The sequence below is a fragment of the Streptomyces sp. NBC_00376 genome (assembly GCF_036077095.1).
In the GTDB taxonomy this organism is placed as follows: domain Bacteria; phylum Actinomycetota; class Actinomycetes; order Streptomycetales; family Streptomycetaceae; genus Streptomyces.
In genome coordinates this window covers 8,446,523-8,461,489 of the sequence record NZ_CP107960.1, presented here as the reverse complement: position 1 = coordinate 8,461,489, position 14,967 = coordinate 8,446,523, and the positions used below count along the sequence as shown (strand labels likewise).

Below are 14,967 nucleotides of genomic sequence, written 5' to 3'. Positions count from 1 at the left end.
GCGGGGATGGGCCCTTCGGTCTGCCCAGGATGTCGGAGCCGTAGGTCGCCCGGTACCTGTTACGGACTGCGGTGAACCTCGGCGGCCGGCAGCGTTCTTTGTTCTGCAGGCCCGAGTGGATGACGGCATCAGCCCGGAGGACGTGACCCCCGTGGTTGGACTGGAAGGCGAGCAGCAGTTGCGGCCGTTCTCGGACCAGCTGGTCGAAGCCGGCCCCAGAAAACGGTATGCAACTCTTCATCCAGTTCGCCGTTGCGTGTGGACGAGGCGCCGTGATCAGTTGCTTGGGGTTAGCCGATACCGGGTACCGAGCGACGGAACTCAGTGGGCGGAAACCGGCTCGGACGACGGCCGCCACTCCCGCCTGATCAGCCCGTAGACCCACGAGTCAGAGACCTCGCCGTTGACGACGCAATCTTCCCGCAGCGTCCCTTCACGCACGAAGCCGAGCTTCTCCAGCACGCGGGCAGAAGCCACGTTGCGTGTATCGGCCTCGGCTTGGACGCGATTTAGGTCCAGCGTGTCGAATGCCCACCGCAGCAGAGCGCGCGCGGCCTCGGTCGCGTAGCCGTGGCCCCACGCTGCATCGTCGAAGCAGTAGCCAAGCGACGCGCTGCGGTAGTCCGGATTCCACCCGTTCAGGCTGCACCAGCCGATGAACGCCCCGTCGGAGACACGATCTACGGCCAGCCGCGCCCCGGTGCCCTCCTGTGCCATCTGCCGGCAAGCCGTGATGAACTTCTCGGCGCGCACGCGTTCGCTCCACGGTGGCGCGTCCCAGTAGCGCAGCACGTAGGCACTGCTGTGCAGCGCGAAGAGGCCGTTCGCATCCGCGTCCTCGAAGGCGCGCAGTCGAAGGCGAGCGGTGTGCAACGAGGGGGTGGGCAGCGACGTCCTCATGTTCCCTCTCCTGATCGGTGACCGATCAATCAGACATCCGATGCGGGTCACTCGCAACGGGGTTTCTCGGCGGCCTGGCAGACGAGTGCGCTCATCGGCGCCACCGGGCGCCCCCGGAGGGCGGCACCTGAGGTGATGCCCGGTTCGGCCTATCGGTTGGGCTGAGCGGGCTGGGTGCGGCCCACGGGAGGGGCTACGGCCGTGGCAGGGTGAACAGCCCCTGCTCGGTCTCGGCCAGGATCCCCCGCTCGGCGAGCCGCTTGAGCTTCAGACGGACGTTGTTGATGTGGCTGGGAGCGATCTGCAAGTCCATCGCCTCACACACCACCCGCGCCCGCAGCGGGATATCGGCCGCGGCGAACACCGCCATGATCTGCTGGTAGGCCGGATGGTCCGGCAGCTTCGCGGCCGGCGGCACGGGCAGTGGCGGATCGGGCAGCTCCAGCAGTGTCTTGCAATGAACAGCTCGACGCCGCTGCCCGCGGCACGACTACCGGGTCGACCGCCCCGTCGGCCGGGTTGTCGTCAGGGGACGCGGTACGCTTACGAGCGCGCCTTGTTGATGGACAAGAAAGCCTTGACCGATGGCCTCCGGTCGGTAAAGAGCGATCCCGGCATGGGAAGCGATGTTGATGTCCACAACGAGGCACAGTTCGACGTGCTGCTGACCTCGGCCCCAGCCCGCTCCCGCCGTTGCCGGTTCTGTCCATTGACCGCACGCCTTTCCGCTGTTGTGTCGGACAGAGGCGGTCCGGCCGGCGCCGCCGACGGTTGCCGTCGCGGCACCGGCCAGCCACTGGCTGCCGTCAGGCGACGGGCTGCTGCTGGGTGACGCAGTGGATTCCGCCGCCTCCGGTGCCGAGGTGGTCGATGTTGAGCTGTTCGATGACGCGGTCCGGGTAGAGGCGGGCCAGGGTCGCCTTCGCGGCCTTGTCCGCCGTCGTGTCGCCGAAGTGGGCCGAGATGACTGCGCCGTTGCAGAGGTAGTAGTTGGCATACGAAGGGGAGGACAGGACCCGCTTCCATAGGAGAGCAAAGCCGGCACGATTCACGTCCACCGACAGCACCGCAACGTCCGCGATCGACGGGAACAACAGCTCCTTCAGCCGGAGCACGGCCTCTTCCAAGGCCCGGACTTTGAGCCCAGCCACCTCGATGGCGGCTTGTTCTCAGGTGACTTCGGTGCCTCCCTGAGAGGCTCAACCTTCACCCAGAGCGACCGCATCACGGAATTTGTACCAGAACCCCTGAGACCATCGAAGCCACGGCCGCCGCACTGCGGGAAGCGGCCGACGGGACCGCGGCGTTCCACGCCTGGCGCGATGCCCCGGACCACCGGACACCGAGCGAACTCCTGAGCAGTGTGACCTGATGGCGGCCCTGAACGCCTCCGTCAAGGCGGCCGGGGAGAGTCGCGGCCCGGACGCGACCATGCACACGATGTAACCGCGCAAGAAGACCGCGATCAAGAAGGCCGCCCCGGCCAGGAAGACCACCGCGAAGAGGACCACGGCCGGAAGAGGCGCACAGTGAAGAAGACCACTACGAAGAAGACTGCGGCCTCGAGGAAGCGCAGCGCGTCCTGAACGGACGGGCGCGGAGCAGGATGGTCATGGGGTTGCCGCGGATCGCTCCGATGCTCGCGACGCCGGGCAGTCTGCCGCCTGCGGACGTGAAGAACCGCTGGGCGTTCGAGGTGAAGCAGGACGGGCAGCGGGCCATGGTCTACCTGCCGGGTGACGGAAGCACGGTCTTGCGGTCCCGGTCCGGGGCGGAAATCACCGCCGTCTACCCGGAGCTCACGACACTCGGGTCCGTGCTCGGCCGGCCCGCGGTCCTGGACGGCGAGATCGTCGCACTCGACAGCGAAGGGCGCAGTGACTTCGAGCGGCTGCAGTCCCGCATGGGACTGACCTCCGCAGTGAAGGCCGCCCGGATGGCCCTGTTGGTGCCGGCGCATCTGGTTCTGTTCGATGCCGTGTACCTGGACGGCCGCGGCCTGACCGGGCTGCCGTACACCGAGCGCCGCACCCTCCTGGAGGGCCTGGGACTGGACGGGAAGCACTGGTCGACACCCGCGGCAGTCGTCGGGCACGGCGAGCAGGCGCTGGAGATGACCCGGACCGCAGGGCTGGAAGGCTTGGTCGCGAAGCGGCTTGCATCGGTGTACGAACCCGGGGTCCGGTCCCGCTCGTGGATCAAGATCCGGCACGTCCGGACCGTCGATGTGATCGTGGGCGGGTGGGTGCCCGGCCGAGGCCGGCTCACCGGCCTGCCCGGCGCCCTGCTCGTAGGAGAGGCACATGCAGGCGGCCTGCGGTACGTGGGCAGCGTCGGCACCGGATGGAGCGACACCGAACGCACCACACTCGCCGAACTGCTCCGCGTCGCCGCGATCGACGAGTGCCCCTTCGACAACGCACCGGGCGTGGCCGGAGCCCGATGGGTCCTGCCACGCCTGGTCGGCGAGGTCCGCTACACGAGCCGGACCAGGGCGGGGCTTCTGCGGCAGCCCTCCTGGCACCGGTTGCGCCCCGACCTCGCCCCGGACGACATCACCTGACCAGGCACCGGGCGCCGCGCACCCGCTGCCGCCGCTGGGTCGCGGACGGCACGCCCGACCGGATGCCGCTCACGTCACAACGGCCTGCCGCCCGGTCAGTCACCCGCTCGCGGATCGGGCTGCGGCTGGGGCTGGGCCGGCTGGAGGGCCGAGCGGTGCAGCCCCCTGCGGTCGTAGAGATGGGTGAGGACGAGGCCGAGGACGAGCGACCCTGCGAAGCCGATGGCGGTCATGGTCCAGGCGCGCCCGAGCCCCGCGTCGGTCCGCGCTCCGAAGTAGAGGATGGACCTGACGCCGTCAACCACCTGGCGGAACGGCTCGAATTCCGCCAGGAAGCGGTAGAAGTCCGGGAGTGCCTGGAGTGGGATGGTGGCGCCGGCCGACGGGATGGCCAGGCCGATCAGGACCAGCATGGAGACGATGGGGCCCGGGGTGCCGAAGGCGGCGAGCAGGGCGAGCGCGGTGATGCCCATCGCTGCCGTGGCGCATGCTCCGAAGATCCACAGCAGGCCCAGGTGCGAGGCGTCGATGCCGACGACGCCGACCGCGCCGGCCATCGCGAGTGCGGAGGTCAGCATCGACAGGACGACCATGAGCACCGAGCAGACCACGAAATGGTGCAGCCGCGTCATGTGCTGGGCGGGCTTGACGAAGCGGAACGGGCCCTTGTCGTTGGCCATGTAGCCGAGCGCCGTGTCCACCTGGGTGTGGATCACGTTGGCGCCCAGCATGCCGCCGAGAACCAGGACGAGGGCGTAGAAGAAGGCGCTCAGTCCGAGGCCGCTGTGGGAGCCGAGCGGGTGCCCCTCCTCGACAGTCGCCTTCACGGGGTCGGCGATCATCAGCTGGGCAGCGGCGCCGGGTGCGGCGGGACCGCCGGCGTGGGCGGCGTCGGCGCGCCGTCCGAGTTCCTGGGTGAGCCCGTGGCCCACCTGTGCGGAGGTGGTGGCGACGACCTTCTGGTTGATCTCGGCGGCCATGCCGGAACCGAAACTTCCGGCTGCAGGGTTGGTCAGCACCGTCATGGTCGGCGGGTGCGATTCATGCTGGGGCGGCCCGGCGAGTGCGGCCACGGAGGCGGAGAAGTCCTCCGGGATGACGAGCGCGCCGAACACCTTGCCACGGGCGAGCAGGTCGTCGGCGGTGCGGCGATCGACCTTCTTCCAGGAGACCTTGTCCTTCATCTCGGTGGACCCGGTGATCTGCGTGGCGATCTGTGCGCCCAGGTCGATCCGCTGTCCGGCCGCCTGCGCCCCCCGGTCGCTGTTGACCAGGGCGATCGGCAGATCCTTCGTCGAACCGACCGGGTCGTTGTTGGCTCCCAGGTAGAGCATGGACAGGACGAGCGACAGCAGGCCGAGGATCACCGCCGACGGCAGCCACACCCCCCGGCGCCGCAGCAGACTGCGGGCGCTCGCCCGGGGCAGGTAGGTCGGTTCGGGCATGACGAGGGGCTCCAGCTTCAGTGGCGCGCCGGCAGGACGCTTGGATCGAAAAGTGAGATGGATTTGCCGTCTTCGCGTATGGACGACGCATATGGACGACACATTGGAAAGTATCACTTCCTAGCTAACAAGTGACACTATCCAGTCGTGGCGGTCATAGGAGCGTCTGGGAGACTGATCACACACAGAACAGACCGAGCGAGAGCGCACATGAGAATCTCTGACCTGAGCCGTCTGTCCGGAACACCGGTCGGGACGATCAAGTACTACCTGCGTGAAGGCCTGCTGCCGCCCGGTCGACAGCTGGGAGCCACGCTGAGCCTGTACGGGGACGAGCATCTCCAGCGCCTGCGCCTGATCCGCGCCCTGACCGCCCGTGGCGGCCTGTCGATCGCCGCCACCCGCGACGTCCTCACGGCGATGGACGAGCCCCTAGATCCGCTCGCCACGCTCGGTGTCGTGCACTACGCACTCCCCACGCCGGTCGACGCCGCCGAGACAGACGCGGTGGACGAGCAGGCGCCACGGGTCGACGAACTGGTGCGGGCCATGGGCTGGAACGTCTCCGAGGACTCGCCGCACCGCCGCGCCCTCGCCGCGAGCCTCATGGACCTCGGCCGCATCGGAGCCGACTACGGCACCGAGGACCTGCTGCCCTACGCCGAACTGGCGGCAGCCGCCGCGAAGCTCGACCTGGACCGGATCAAGGAACTCGACGACACCGAGGACCGCTTCAAGCTGGCCGAGCACGCCGCCATCGTCGTGCTCCTTCTGGAGCCGGTGCTGGCCGTCCTGCGCCGCCTGGCCCAGGAGAACGAGACCCGGCGCCGTGGCGTCTGGACCCGTACGGCCGAGGCGGCCGACATACACCCCGGTCCGGTCCCCACGGCCGATACCGAGGGCACTCCTTAGGGGTTGCTCGGCTCAGGGGTTGCTCGGCGAACTGTCGGCGTTGCACGAAGCCGGCGTGGTCCACGGGTATGTGCGGCCTGCCGACGTCCTTATGGACGAAAGGAGAAGGAGGTGGCTGCTGCTGCCGGAGGTGGCCGCCATGGCACCGGCCGACGCCACCGAGGACATCAGGAGGATCACCGGCGCCACGGACTACATCTCCCCCGAACGGCTGAGCGGCGGCGCTGTCCCGGGTTGTCGTTGATCGGCGGGGCCGATGACCGGGAGGTGCCGGTCACGCGGTCCGCTCAGGTATTCAGCAGCCGGTTGAAGAACGACCGGTAGCGTTGCAGAGCGACACGCAGTTCCTCGGTCGGTACTTCCTCGCCGCGCTGCCACTGGCCTTCGAGCCCTTGTTTGTGGTCGGAGAAGGTCCGGGCGAGTGCCTGCTTCACTTCCGCGACCAGGGTGTCGGCCGAGCTGACCGCTTCGCGGGGGTCATCCACGAAGTCGCCCTGGATCCGCTGCCACCGGCCGCGGAACGCCTCCTGCTCCTCGCCGAGAAGGGTCTCACTCCCGTCCCCGTCCGCGCCTGTGGCGGCCGTATCGGGCCCGGCGGTGGCCGCCGGTGCGTTGCCGCGTCTCGCCATCACCGCCCGGAAGGCCGCTGGGGTCAGCCGTCGTGGCTTCGCCCGGGAAGGTCGGTGGAACTTCGGTCGGGGTTTCACGGGCTTCCGGAGCCGGGGCACCCCCACCGCCGCGTAGATCGTCAGTGGACAGTTTGCCTGCATCGGACCCGCGAGGGTCCGGAGGTCCCGTCGCCATTGCTTCCTCCATCCGTTACTCCCGCGGCCGCGGCTCAGCCCTTCGTGGGCGTGGACTCGTTTGCGTGGAGCAGTGTCTGGTGGACCGACCAGAGGACCGACACGAACGGTACTGCCACCACGGCCCCGAGCACTCCCGCCGCGATGGCGCCGCCGATCACCGAGAGCGCGACCACGACTGGGTGCAGGCGAACGGCCCAGCCCATCACGAGCGGATGCAGCAGGTGGCCCTCGATCTGGCCGATGACCACGATCAGGACGAGGACGACGGCTGCCACGATCGGGCCCTTGGCCGCCAGGGCTACCACGGCCGCGACCGCGAGGGCGATCGGTGAGCCGATCAACGGGATGAAGGCGGCGAAGAACTCCAGCAGCGCCAGCGGCAGAGCCAGTGGCACTCGGAGTGCGAACAGGGCCAGCCCTACGAATACGGCGTTGGTCGCTGCCACCAGGATGATGCCGTGGGTGTATCCGGTGAACGTACGCCAGGCTGCCCGGCCCGCGATCGCCACCCGGGCCCGGTCCTTCTGCGGGAGTTGACCGCAGAACCAGTCCCACTGCCGGTCGCCGGAGTGCATGAAGAAGACCGAGCAGAACAATGCCAGGGCGAATACCGTCATGAGCTCGACCAGTCGGCCCACACCGCTGACGGCCGTGCTGATGAGGGCGGAGCGATGGCTCGACAGGTACTGCCCGATCCGGGACTGTAGGTCGTCGAGCGTCCTCGGATTCAGCCGGAACGGTGGCCCCTCCAGCCAGTGTTCGATCCTGCCCAGCCCGTCACCGAACTGCCGTTCCAGCACGGCGCGTTCTCCGGCGACCGCCTCGCCGACGAGTGTCAGGACACCGAGGACGAGAACGATACTGCCGAGCAGCGCGACGGCGACGGCGAGCGGCCGCGGCATCAGGCGGGCAAGGAGGTCCGCGACCGGGCGCAGCACTGCGGTCACGACCAGGCCGAGGAAGACGGCTACCGCCACCTCGTGAAATCGCCCCAGCGCCGAGAAGACCGCGTACACGACGGCTCCCACCGCGAGGATCCGCCAGGCGTAGGCGGCGGCCATCTGGAGCGTGGGGTTCACGTGTGGTGTGTACCGCGGGTGGAGCGGCGCCTGTCGTGCGCCCGGGCTCCGGGCCGCGGTACCGGTCATGCCGCGCAGCGCACGCCGTGACGCGGCGCGGATCCGGTGCCGTCGTCCTTCGGACGGAACGCCAGGGTCCGTATTGTCGGGCTGCGGATACGAGGGCCTGGGCATTCCCTGCTGTTATCAGGAAAGGCCGCGTCGTTCCGGGCTCCCGGGCCGACAGGTGCAGGATGTCACCCCATGGGCGCATGAGCCACCGGCTCTCGGAGGCCTCCCGCAGGAACGGATTTGTGTAAGTCACTGACAGGCCACGAGGGGTGATGAGTGAACCGGGGTCATCGACCTGATGGCGGCCCTGAACGCATCCGCCAAGGCGGCCAAAAAATCGCTTGAGCAGACTTCACTCATTGACGTCGCACGTCCGGTTCGGTGAGGGCCGTCGGAAAAGGGCCTGGTTACAGGCACCTCGCTGGCGGCCCACCCGACCGCACGGCGGGTTCGGCGAGAGATTCGGAGAAACGGACCACGAGCAATCCCGGCACCGCGCTCCGGGCCTACTCAGCGACCTGTGACGCTGAATCACGTGCGGAGGACTCGTTTCCGAAGGAGCGGGAATCCGGCGCGGGCGCGCATCCGCCGTTTGAGCATATTGATCCGGTTGACTCTCCCTTCGACTCCTTCGACGGGTCCTGAGTGCCAGTCGGTGGTGAGGCCGGCGGTGACCGCGTCGAAGTCGCTTTCGAGTCCGGCCGCGAAGGTGCTGATGCCAGGCAGGCCGGCTGTCATCGCCTCGGTGATCCATTCGACAGGCGCAGGGCGTCGAGCGTGGTGAGCATTCCCGCGAACACACTGGTCAGTTCGGCGGCGGAGGACAGTTCCGGGATGAGGTCGAGGACTGCCTTGCGGTGGATTTCTCCTCTACGGTCAGGGTGGGTGAGCCAGCCGGTCATCTGACGTACCGACGGTGGTGGCGGGGCGGGTGTGAAGCCTTCCCGCTGGGGCAAGTCGTCTCCGAACGCCTGTGCCGGTGCAGTCCGCGGCAACCCAGCGGCCCTTGCGGTGATGGGCACGGACCAGTTCTGGGCCGCTTCTTTCGGGTCATCTCGCGGACCGGATGAAGATTCCCGCGATGTGGAGGGCAGCGAGGTAGACGGTGGCGGTCTTGTCGTAGCGGGTGGCGAGGCCGCGCCATTGGTCGGGTAGCCGGGTCACGGCGACGTGACCCGGCCCCCGCTCAGAACCGGACGAGCCTGTTTCCAGGCATCACGGCTCAAGCAAGCCCCAAGGCTTCACAGGTTCTGCTCTTTTCCGATCCCTATCACCCGAATGGTGCCGGTGATGAGCGCTCGACCACACAGAGGACGGATTCCCTTCTGGCGGGCTGCCAGGGGTGAGGCTGATCCTGTCCATCGGTGGCGGTGTGCGCGTTTGGCGGCGTTGACTCCAGTGGTCGCGGAGTTCAGGGGCGCCGGGTGACGACTTCAGGCATCCGCGAACCAGGAGCGGTCCTGGGCCCAGTGGGTCACCCACCCCGCGAAACCGGGCGTGCCCGGCATCACGGAAGTGTCCGGCCGGGTGCCGAAGGGCATCGCGCCGTTCTCGTCGATCAGCCAGACGTGACCGCGCTGCGAGCCGGTGACGATCAGGTGCCAGTACATGCCGCAGCCGTCGGTGCCCAGCAGCAGTGAGCCATGGTCGAACACGGAGTCCATCCGGGCCTCGAACTCCTGCTCCGACAGTGCCGCCTCGCTGTCATCTTCCTCCTCCCACAGCCATGCCGCCAGGAGCGGAAAAGGCTCGGCAAGGAGGCGCTCGGGGCGGGCTGAGCCCCAGTCCGAGGGGCTTTGCGCGAGGGGCAGCAGACCGTAGTGGGGCGGTCCCCCGCGCAGTCCGTCGCAGATCTCCGCCACGAACGTGCGGTACGGCTCCGGGAGCACTATGCCGTGCTCCGCCTCGAAAGACCGCACCACCTCCCAACCGGCCGGCGGTACCGCCTCGGGACGGGACATGAAGATCTCGCGGAGGGCGGCCAACTCGGCTGGGTCGCAGGTTTCCGTGTTCATGCCGGTCATCATGCAAGGTCCGAAAGAGACAGCCCAGGCCCCGCCCGTCCTGGGAGGCGCGCCGGCGCTGATGCCGCCGGGGATGTGCACCAGCACGCCGTAGACGTTGCGGCCCTCGAGCTGGGCACCCGGTTTAACAGGTCAGACCATGCGGGCCAGCCATGTATCGGCTCGTCTCCGAGGGCCGGTCCGGAACGGGATAACGGGCCGGCCGGGCTGGTGTCGGTCTCGTCCTCGACGGCGTCGGCGTCGGCGAGCCACGGAGTGGCAGGCCCGCTACGAGGTCCTGCGCGGCGGGCCCTGTGGGTGTAGACCGGGCTTATGGGCTTGAGACAGCGGCTTCCGCGCCGACAGCTTTCTCGGCAAGCGTCCGATGCCTTGCTGGCGGTCCCGCTCGGGCTGATCGTGACCATCGTGCTGGCCGATGTGCTGAGCCCGCGCGGTGTGCCGCTGGGGCCGCTGCTGATCGTGGCGCCCGCGATCACGGCGTCATTCGCCGGTCCCGTCCTGACCGGGGTGATGGGTGGTACCGCGGTGGCGGCGCTCCTGGGCATCGGCCTGGCACACGAGAACCTCCTGGGGACGCTGTACTTCGATTCGCAGATCATCGCCCTGCTGGTGGTCTCGGTGATCGTGACCGTGTTCCGGTACCTGCAGGTGCGCCACGACCGTGAGCTGACGCAAGTACGGACGGTGTCGGAAGTCACGCAGAACGTGGTCATGCGGCCCCTGCCACGCCGAATCGGCCCACTACGGGTGGCGTCGATGTACCTGGCGGCGCAGGAACACGCCATGATCGGCGGCGACCTCTACGCAGCCGTCCGCACCCCTACCGGCACCCGGCTGATCATCGGCGACGCGAGGGGCAAGGGCCTGACCGCGATCAGCGACGCCGCCCTGCTTCTGGGCGCCTTCCGCGAGGCCGCGCACCGCGAGGCCACGCTGCCCGCCCTCATGTCCTACCTGGAGCACAGCGTGTGCTGGAACCTGGCCGAACCCGCCGAAGCGGAGACGGCCGGGGAATGCTTCATCACCGCCGCCGTCCTCGACATCCCCGACAAGAGCGCTCAGGCACAGATGGTCACGTGCGGGCACCCACCGCCCTTGCTGCTGCGCCACGGGCAGGCAACCGCGCTGTCTGCGCCAAGGCCCGCGCCGCCGCTGGGTCTGGGCGGGCTGAGCCGCCCCGACTACCGCATCGACACATTCACCCTGGAGCCGGACGATGTGCTGCTGCTGCACACCGACGGCCTGACCGAGGCCCGCGATGCCCAGGGCGTCTTCTACCCGCTGGCCGAGCGCGCCGCCGCGTGGACGGACGAGAGCCCCCCGGCACTGATCCGCCGCCTGCGCACCGACCTGCTCGCCTACGTCGGCGGGCACTTGGCCGACGACGCCGCCGTGATCGCCCTCCAACACACCCGCAGCCAGTTCCCCACCGAGCCGGACCGCCGAGTACACGAACCTCACCCGAGCGAGGAGACGGCGACGACGGTCCGCAGAGGAGTCACTACCCCTTGACGTCCGTCAGGTACAGGGGCGCCGAAGCGGCCGAAGGACCAGCGCACCGCGGGGAGCCGGACGGTACGGCAGCGGTGGGCTGAAGCCGTAGCGGATTACCGCTGTCAAAACTTCTGAGGCAACGCCGGTTTCCTGTTCCATTCCTACGGTCACGGCCCCCGCCGATGCGGCACCGACCCGGGCCTGCACGGCCTCCCTCACGCGCTCGGCCGTCGGTCCGTATTCACCCGTCGGGGAGCGCACAGGCGCACCCACCCAAGCCCGGGTCGACGACCCCCAGCGGATGCGGGGACGGGGGCGAAGCCGCCGCACCACGCCGGCCTCCACCAGTGGGGCTACAGGCAACTGCTTGCCGGCGTGGCCCACTCCCGGTCCACCTGACCGGGTACGACACGTCCCGCCGACGACCAGCGGGCAGCCGGCGCCGCGAAGACCGGCTCGTCCGTCGGGGCGGGAGCCGATGTCGGTGCCGTACGGCCGGTGACCGGGGAGGGTCGCGGCGCACACCGGTTCGCCGGGCCGGTGACTGACCATCGCATCCAAGCGGTGGACGGTCGTCTGTAGGCGTCCCGTAGGAACATCTCTTACGGTCTTGTGACGCGCCGTGCCGGAACCGGTCATGTGACCCACCATCTGCCTAGCGTGGGCAACATGCGCGTACTGGTTACCGGCGGAGCCGGATTCATTGGGTCGGAGATCGTCCGTACCCTCACGTCGGCCGGGCATCAAACAGTCGTGTTCGATGCGTTGCTGCCTTCGGTACACGGTGCGGCAGCAGACTCTGCGGACTGCGACGCCGAGCGAATCATCGCGGACGTTCGCGATCGGGAGGCGGTGGACAGGGCCCTGCGGGGCATCGACGCTGTGTGTCATCAGGCAGCGATGGTCGGCTTGGGAAGTGACTTCGCGGACGCGCCCGAGTATGTCGGGTGCAATGACCTCGGGACAGCAGTGCTGCTTGCGGCGATGGCCGATACGGGTGTGCGAAGCCTGGTCTTGGCTGGTTCGATGGTGGTCTATGGCGAGGGACGTTACGAGTGTCCCCTCCACGGCACGGTCCGGCCGGGGCCGAGGACGGTGGCCGACCTGGACGCGGGTCGGTTCGAACCGCGCTGTCCGTGCTGTGGTGCGGAATTGACACCTGGCCTTGTCACCGAGGAAGCGCCCACGGACCCGCGTAATGTGTACGCGGCCACCAAACTCGCCCAGGAACATCTCACCGCGGCCTGGGCGCGCGCGACGGGAGGGTCCGCGGTGTCGCTGCGTTACCACAACGTGTACGGACCGGGGATGCCGCGCGACACACCGTATGCCGGTGTCGCCTCCTTCTTTCGGTCGGCTCTGGCCCGTGGAGAGGCCCCTCGGGTCTTCGAGGACGGCTGCCAGCGGAGGGATTTCGTCCACGTACGGGATGTGGCCGCCGCGAACGCCTTGGCGCTGGAAGCCGTCAAAGGACATGGACAAGGCGATTTCACTGTTTACAACACCGGGAGCGGGGATCCCCGCACCATCGGCGAGATGGCCTCGGCACTGGCTTCAGCACATGGTGGCCCTGTTCCTGAAGTCACCGGCGAATACCGGCTCGGTGATGTACGGCATGTCACCGCGGACTCACGACGACTGCGGGACGAGCTGGGCTGGAAACCACAGCAGGGGTTCGCCGAGGGAATGGCGGAGTTTGCGACGGCCCCATTGCGGGGGATGCGCCCGGACACCGGAAGGCTCTGAACATTTCGCTCCGGTGAGGTCCTGCCCGGATGCTGAAAGTGATGGCTCCTCATGTGTATGCCAGAGGGAGTGTGATCTCGAAGCAGCAGCCGCCGGCCACGTTACGGACGCCCGCGTGCCCGTTGTGCGCCTCGACGATGCCGCGCACGATCGCCAGCCCGAGGCCCGCGCCGGCCGGGGGCGTCCGGGCATGGCTGCCGCGCCAGCCCGTGTCGAAAACCCTGGGCAGGTCCTCCTCGGGAATCCCGCCGCAGCCGTCGGTCACCGAGAGGACCACGGTGTCGTCCCCGCGTCGCGCTGTCACCGCGACCGTCCCGTCGGCGGGGGTGCGGCGGATCGCGTTGATCAGGAGGTTGTCCAGGACCCGGCTCATCTCCTTGCTGTCGACCTCCACGGGAACGGCGTCGATACGGCTCCCGATCAGCCGCACACCGTGCTCGAGGGCCAGCGGGCCGGCGCCCGCGAGGGAGTCACCGACCAGGTCGTGGACGGAGGTGCGGGTGGGCGACAGGGTAAGCGTTCCGGCGTGGATCCGGGAGAGCTCGAAGAGATCGCCGACCATGTCATTCATGCGCTCCACCTCTGTGCGGATCTGCCGCAGGTAGCGCCGGGAGTCTGGGGCCATGCCGTCCTCCAGCGCCTCGGACATGGCCCGCAACCCGGCGAGCGGGGTCCGCAGGTCATGCGAGATCCAGGCAACGAGCTCACGCCGCGATGCTTCCAGTGCGCGCTCCCGGCCGCGGGAACTGTCGAGCTTGGCGCTGGTGGCAGCCAGTTCCTTCGTCAGGGAGGCGAGTTCGGCCGTTGCCTGCTCCGCGGGGGCGGCGAACGTACCGCCGTCACCGAACGAGCGGGCCGCGAGCGTCAAGTCGCGGCTCCTGGCAGCGACCCAGCGCCCCAGCAGCACCGCAGTGATGAGGGAAACCACGGCGGCCATGGCAACAACAGTCGTGACAACGGTCAGATCGTGCGGCGACAGGAACATCGCCCAGGCGACCGCGAGCGTGCCGGCAAGCATCGCGGTCACGGCGACAGCAGCAACGACAGAGACCGACACCACGAGCGAACGATGCCGGAAGAACCGCAGAGCGAGCGCACCGAGCAGTCCGGCCACCGCGGCACCCAGAAAAGCGAACAGCGCGATGAGGAGTATGTCGGTCACGACACGCCCGCATCGGTCGTCGCACCAGGACGCGGGCCCGGGGGCAGGTCCAGGCGGTAGCCCACACCCCACACCGTCTGAATCAAGCGTGGACGGGCCGGGTCCGTCTCGATCTTCCCGCGCAGTCGCCGCACGTGAACCGTCACCGTCGACAGGTCGCCGAAGTCCCAGCCCCAGACCTCCCGCATCAGTTCCTCCCTGGTGAAAACCTGGGAAGGATGACTCAGAAGGAAGCCGAGCAGGTCGAACTCCCTCAGGGTGAGGGCTAGTTCCCGGCCCTCGCGTGTCGCGCGGCGGGCCCCGAGATCGAGGCGGAGCCCGGCACCCTGCAGCGGGGCGGCGGTTGGTGCAGCAGCGCTGCCCCGGCGCAGCACCGAGTCGACGCGCAGCACCAGTTCGCGCGGGCTGAACGGCTTGGTGACGTAGTCGTCCGCGCCCGTCTCCAGGCCGAGAATGCGGTCGTCCTCGTCCCCGCGCGCCGTAAGCATGATGACCGGCACGTAGCCATGAGCCCGCATCCGGCGGCAGACCTCGATTCCGTCCATGCCGGGCAGCATCAGATCGAGGACGACCAGGTCCGGCCGGCGGTCGGCGAAGCACCTCAGTGCCGTCGGGCCGTCGTCCGCCCGCTCGACGTCATACCCCGCCCGGACCAGGTAGCTGGTGACGACCTCGGCGATCGTCGGATCGTCGTCGACGACCAGGATGTGACCGCGTTCGGTATCGGTACCGGGCCAGGAGTGAGTACCTGGGCCTGAGCCGTCCGGGATGTTCTCCATCTCACC

The 14,967-nt window shown here is 68.7% G+C and carries 15 protein-coding genes; 5 read left to right on the top strand and 10 right to left on the bottom strand.

All coding sequences use genetic code 11. The features are described from left to right. Positions 1–321: 321 nt before the first annotated feature. From OG842_RS37870 to OG842_RS37860, 3 genes are all read right to left on the bottom strand, one after another. Positions 322–900 (bottom strand): GNAT family N-acetyltransferase, encoded by a 579-nt coding sequence (locus OG842_RS37870; protein WP_266734378.1) that lies wholly within the window; start codon positions 898–900, stop codon positions 322–324. A gap of 193 nt (positions 901–1,093) precedes the next feature. Continuing rightward, the gene (locus OG842_RS37865) at positions 1,094–1,318 is read right to left on the bottom strand and encodes a hypothetical protein (protein ID WP_266734379.1); all 225 of its coding nucleotides are present in this window, start codon (positions 1,316–1,318) and stop codon (positions 1,094–1,096) included. 388 nt (positions 1,319–1,706) lie between these two features. Then, positions 1,707–2,027, bottom strand: coding sequence for an agmatine deiminase family protein (locus OG842_RS37860; RefSeq protein ID WP_266734380.1), 321 nt, complete (start codon positions 2,025–2,027; stop codon positions 1,707–1,709). Positions 2,028–2,512: 485 nt separating this feature from the next. Between OG842_RS37860 and OG842_RS37855 the strand changes: the two genes are divergently transcribed. Continuing rightward, complete coding sequence (locus OG842_RS37855) at positions 2,513–3,463, top strand: ATP-dependent DNA ligase (RefSeq protein ID WP_443064032.1); 951 nt, start codon at positions 2,513–2,515, stop codon at positions 3,461–3,463. Between the two features lie 95 nt (positions 3,464–3,558). Here OG842_RS37855 and OG842_RS37850 read toward each other — a convergent pair whose 3' ends face one another. Beyond that, positions 3,559–4,908 carry a DUF3533 domain-containing protein gene (locus tag OG842_RS37850; RefSeq protein ID WP_266734382.1) on the bottom strand — a complete coding sequence of 450 codons (1,350 nt, stop codon included), beginning with the start codon at positions 4,906–4,908 and terminating at the stop codon, positions 3,559–3,561. Between the two features lie 210 nt (positions 4,909–5,118). Between OG842_RS37850 and OG842_RS37845 the strand changes: the two genes are divergently transcribed. Both OG842_RS37845 and OG842_RS37840 read left to right on the top strand, forming a co-directional pair. Further along, the gene (locus tag OG842_RS37845; protein WP_266734383.1) at positions 5,119–5,820 is read left to right on the top strand and encodes a MerR family transcriptional regulator; all 702 of its coding nucleotides are present in this window, start codon (positions 5,119–5,121) and stop codon (positions 5,818–5,820) included. A 91-nt stretch (positions 5,821–5,911) separates the two neighbouring features. After that, on the top strand, positions 5,912–6,064 hold the full coding sequence (locus tag OG842_RS37840; RefSeq protein ID WP_266734384.1) for a hypothetical protein: 153 nt from the start codon (positions 5,912–5,914) through the stop codon (positions 6,062–6,064). Between the two features lie 43 nt (positions 6,065–6,107). Here the strand turns inward: OG842_RS37840 and OG842_RS37835 are convergent, their stop codons facing one another. The 4 genes from OG842_RS37835 to OG842_RS37820 form a co-directional block, all read right to left on the bottom strand. Continuing rightward, the gene (locus OG842_RS37835; RefSeq protein WP_266734385.1) at positions 6,108–6,452 is read right to left on the bottom strand and encodes a hypothetical protein; all 345 of its coding nucleotides are present in this window, start codon (positions 6,450–6,452) and stop codon (positions 6,108–6,110) included. 206 nt (positions 6,453–6,658) lie between these two features. Then, positions 6,659–7,687 carry an AI-2E family transporter gene (locus OG842_RS37830; RefSeq protein ID WP_266737228.1) on the bottom strand — a complete coding sequence of 343 codons (1,029 nt, stop codon included), beginning with the start codon at positions 7,685–7,687 and terminating at the stop codon, positions 6,659–6,661. Positions 7,688–8,490: 803 nt separating this feature from the next. Beyond that, entirely contained in the window at positions 8,491–8,712 is a 222-nt protein-coding gene (locus tag OG842_RS37825) for a hypothetical protein (RefSeq protein WP_266734387.1), read from the bottom strand. 477 nt (positions 8,713–9,189) lie between these two features. Further along, the gene (locus OG842_RS37820; RefSeq protein WP_266734389.1) at positions 9,190–9,783 is read right to left on the bottom strand and encodes an SMI1/KNR4 family protein; all 594 of its coding nucleotides are present in this window, start codon (positions 9,781–9,783) and stop codon (positions 9,190–9,192) included. Positions 9,784–10,149: 366 nt separating this feature from the next. Here OG842_RS37820 and OG842_RS37815 point away from each other — a divergent pair, with 366 nt between their 5' ends. Together OG842_RS37815 and OG842_RS37810 are read left to right on the top strand one after the other, a co-directional pair. Beyond that, positions 10,150–11,292: a PP2C family protein-serine/threonine phosphatase gene (locus OG842_RS37815; RefSeq protein WP_323185833.1), complete on the top strand. Its 1,143-nt coding sequence runs from the start codon at positions 10,150–10,152 to the stop codon at positions 11,290–11,292. A gap of 651 nt (positions 11,293–11,943) precedes the next feature. Then, entirely contained in the window at positions 11,944–13,020 is a 1,077-nt protein-coding gene (locus OG842_RS37810; protein WP_266734393.1) for an NAD-dependent epimerase/dehydratase family protein, read from the top strand. A gap of 49 nt (positions 13,021–13,069) precedes the next feature. Here OG842_RS37810 and OG842_RS37805 read toward each other — a convergent pair whose 3' ends face one another. Both OG842_RS37805 and OG842_RS37800 read right to left on the bottom strand, forming a co-directional pair. Beyond that, positions 13,070–14,182: a sensor histidine kinase gene (locus OG842_RS37805; protein ID WP_266734394.1), complete on the bottom strand. Its 1,113-nt coding sequence runs from the start codon at positions 14,180–14,182 to the stop codon at positions 13,070–13,072. Continuing rightward, the gene (locus tag OG842_RS37800; RefSeq protein ID WP_401878013.1) at positions 14,179–14,961 is read right to left on the bottom strand and encodes a response regulator; all 783 of its coding nucleotides are present in this window, start codon (positions 14,959–14,961) and stop codon (positions 14,179–14,181) included. The genes OG842_RS37805 and OG842_RS37800 overlap by 4 nt, the downstream gene beginning before the upstream one ends. Positions 14,962–14,967 lie beyond the last annotated feature (6 nt).

Bases quoted from the DNA above. Each gene is read 5' to 3' on its own strand.
- OG842_RS37800 (WP_401878013.1), bottom strand. From the start codon at position 14,961: ATGGAGAACATCCCGGACGGCTCAGGCCCAGGTACTCACTCCTGGCCC.
- OG842_RS37855 (WP_443064032.1), top strand. From the start codon at position 2,513: ATGGGGTTGCCGCGGATCGCTCCGATGCTCGCGACGCCGGGCAGTCTG.
- OG842_RS37830 (WP_266737228.1), bottom strand. From the start codon at position 7,687: ATGGCCGCCGCCTACGCCTGGCGGATCCTCGCGGTGGGAGCCGTCGTG.
- OG842_RS37840 (WP_266734384.1), top strand. From the start codon at position 5,912: ATGGACGAAAGGAGAAGGAGGTGGCTGCTGCTGCCGGAGGTGGCCGCC.
- OG842_RS37810 (WP_266734393.1), top strand. From the start codon at position 11,944: ATGCGCGTACTGGTTACCGGCGGAGCCGGATTCATTGGGTCGGAGATC.
- OG842_RS37850 (WP_266734382.1), bottom strand. From the start codon at position 4,908: ATGCCCGAACCGACCTACCTGCCCCGGGCGAGCGCCCGCAGTCTGCTG.
- OG842_RS37870 (WP_266734378.1), bottom strand. From the start codon at position 900: ATGAGGACGTCGCTGCCCACCCCCTCGTTGCACACCGCTCGCCTTCGA.
- OG842_RS37820 (WP_266734389.1), bottom strand. From the start codon at position 9,783: ATGATGACCGGCATGAACACGGAAACCTGCGACCCAGCCGAGTTGGCC.
- OG842_RS37845 (WP_266734383.1), top strand. From the start codon at position 5,119: ATGAGAATCTCTGACCTGAGCCGTCTGTCCGGAACACCGGTCGGGACG.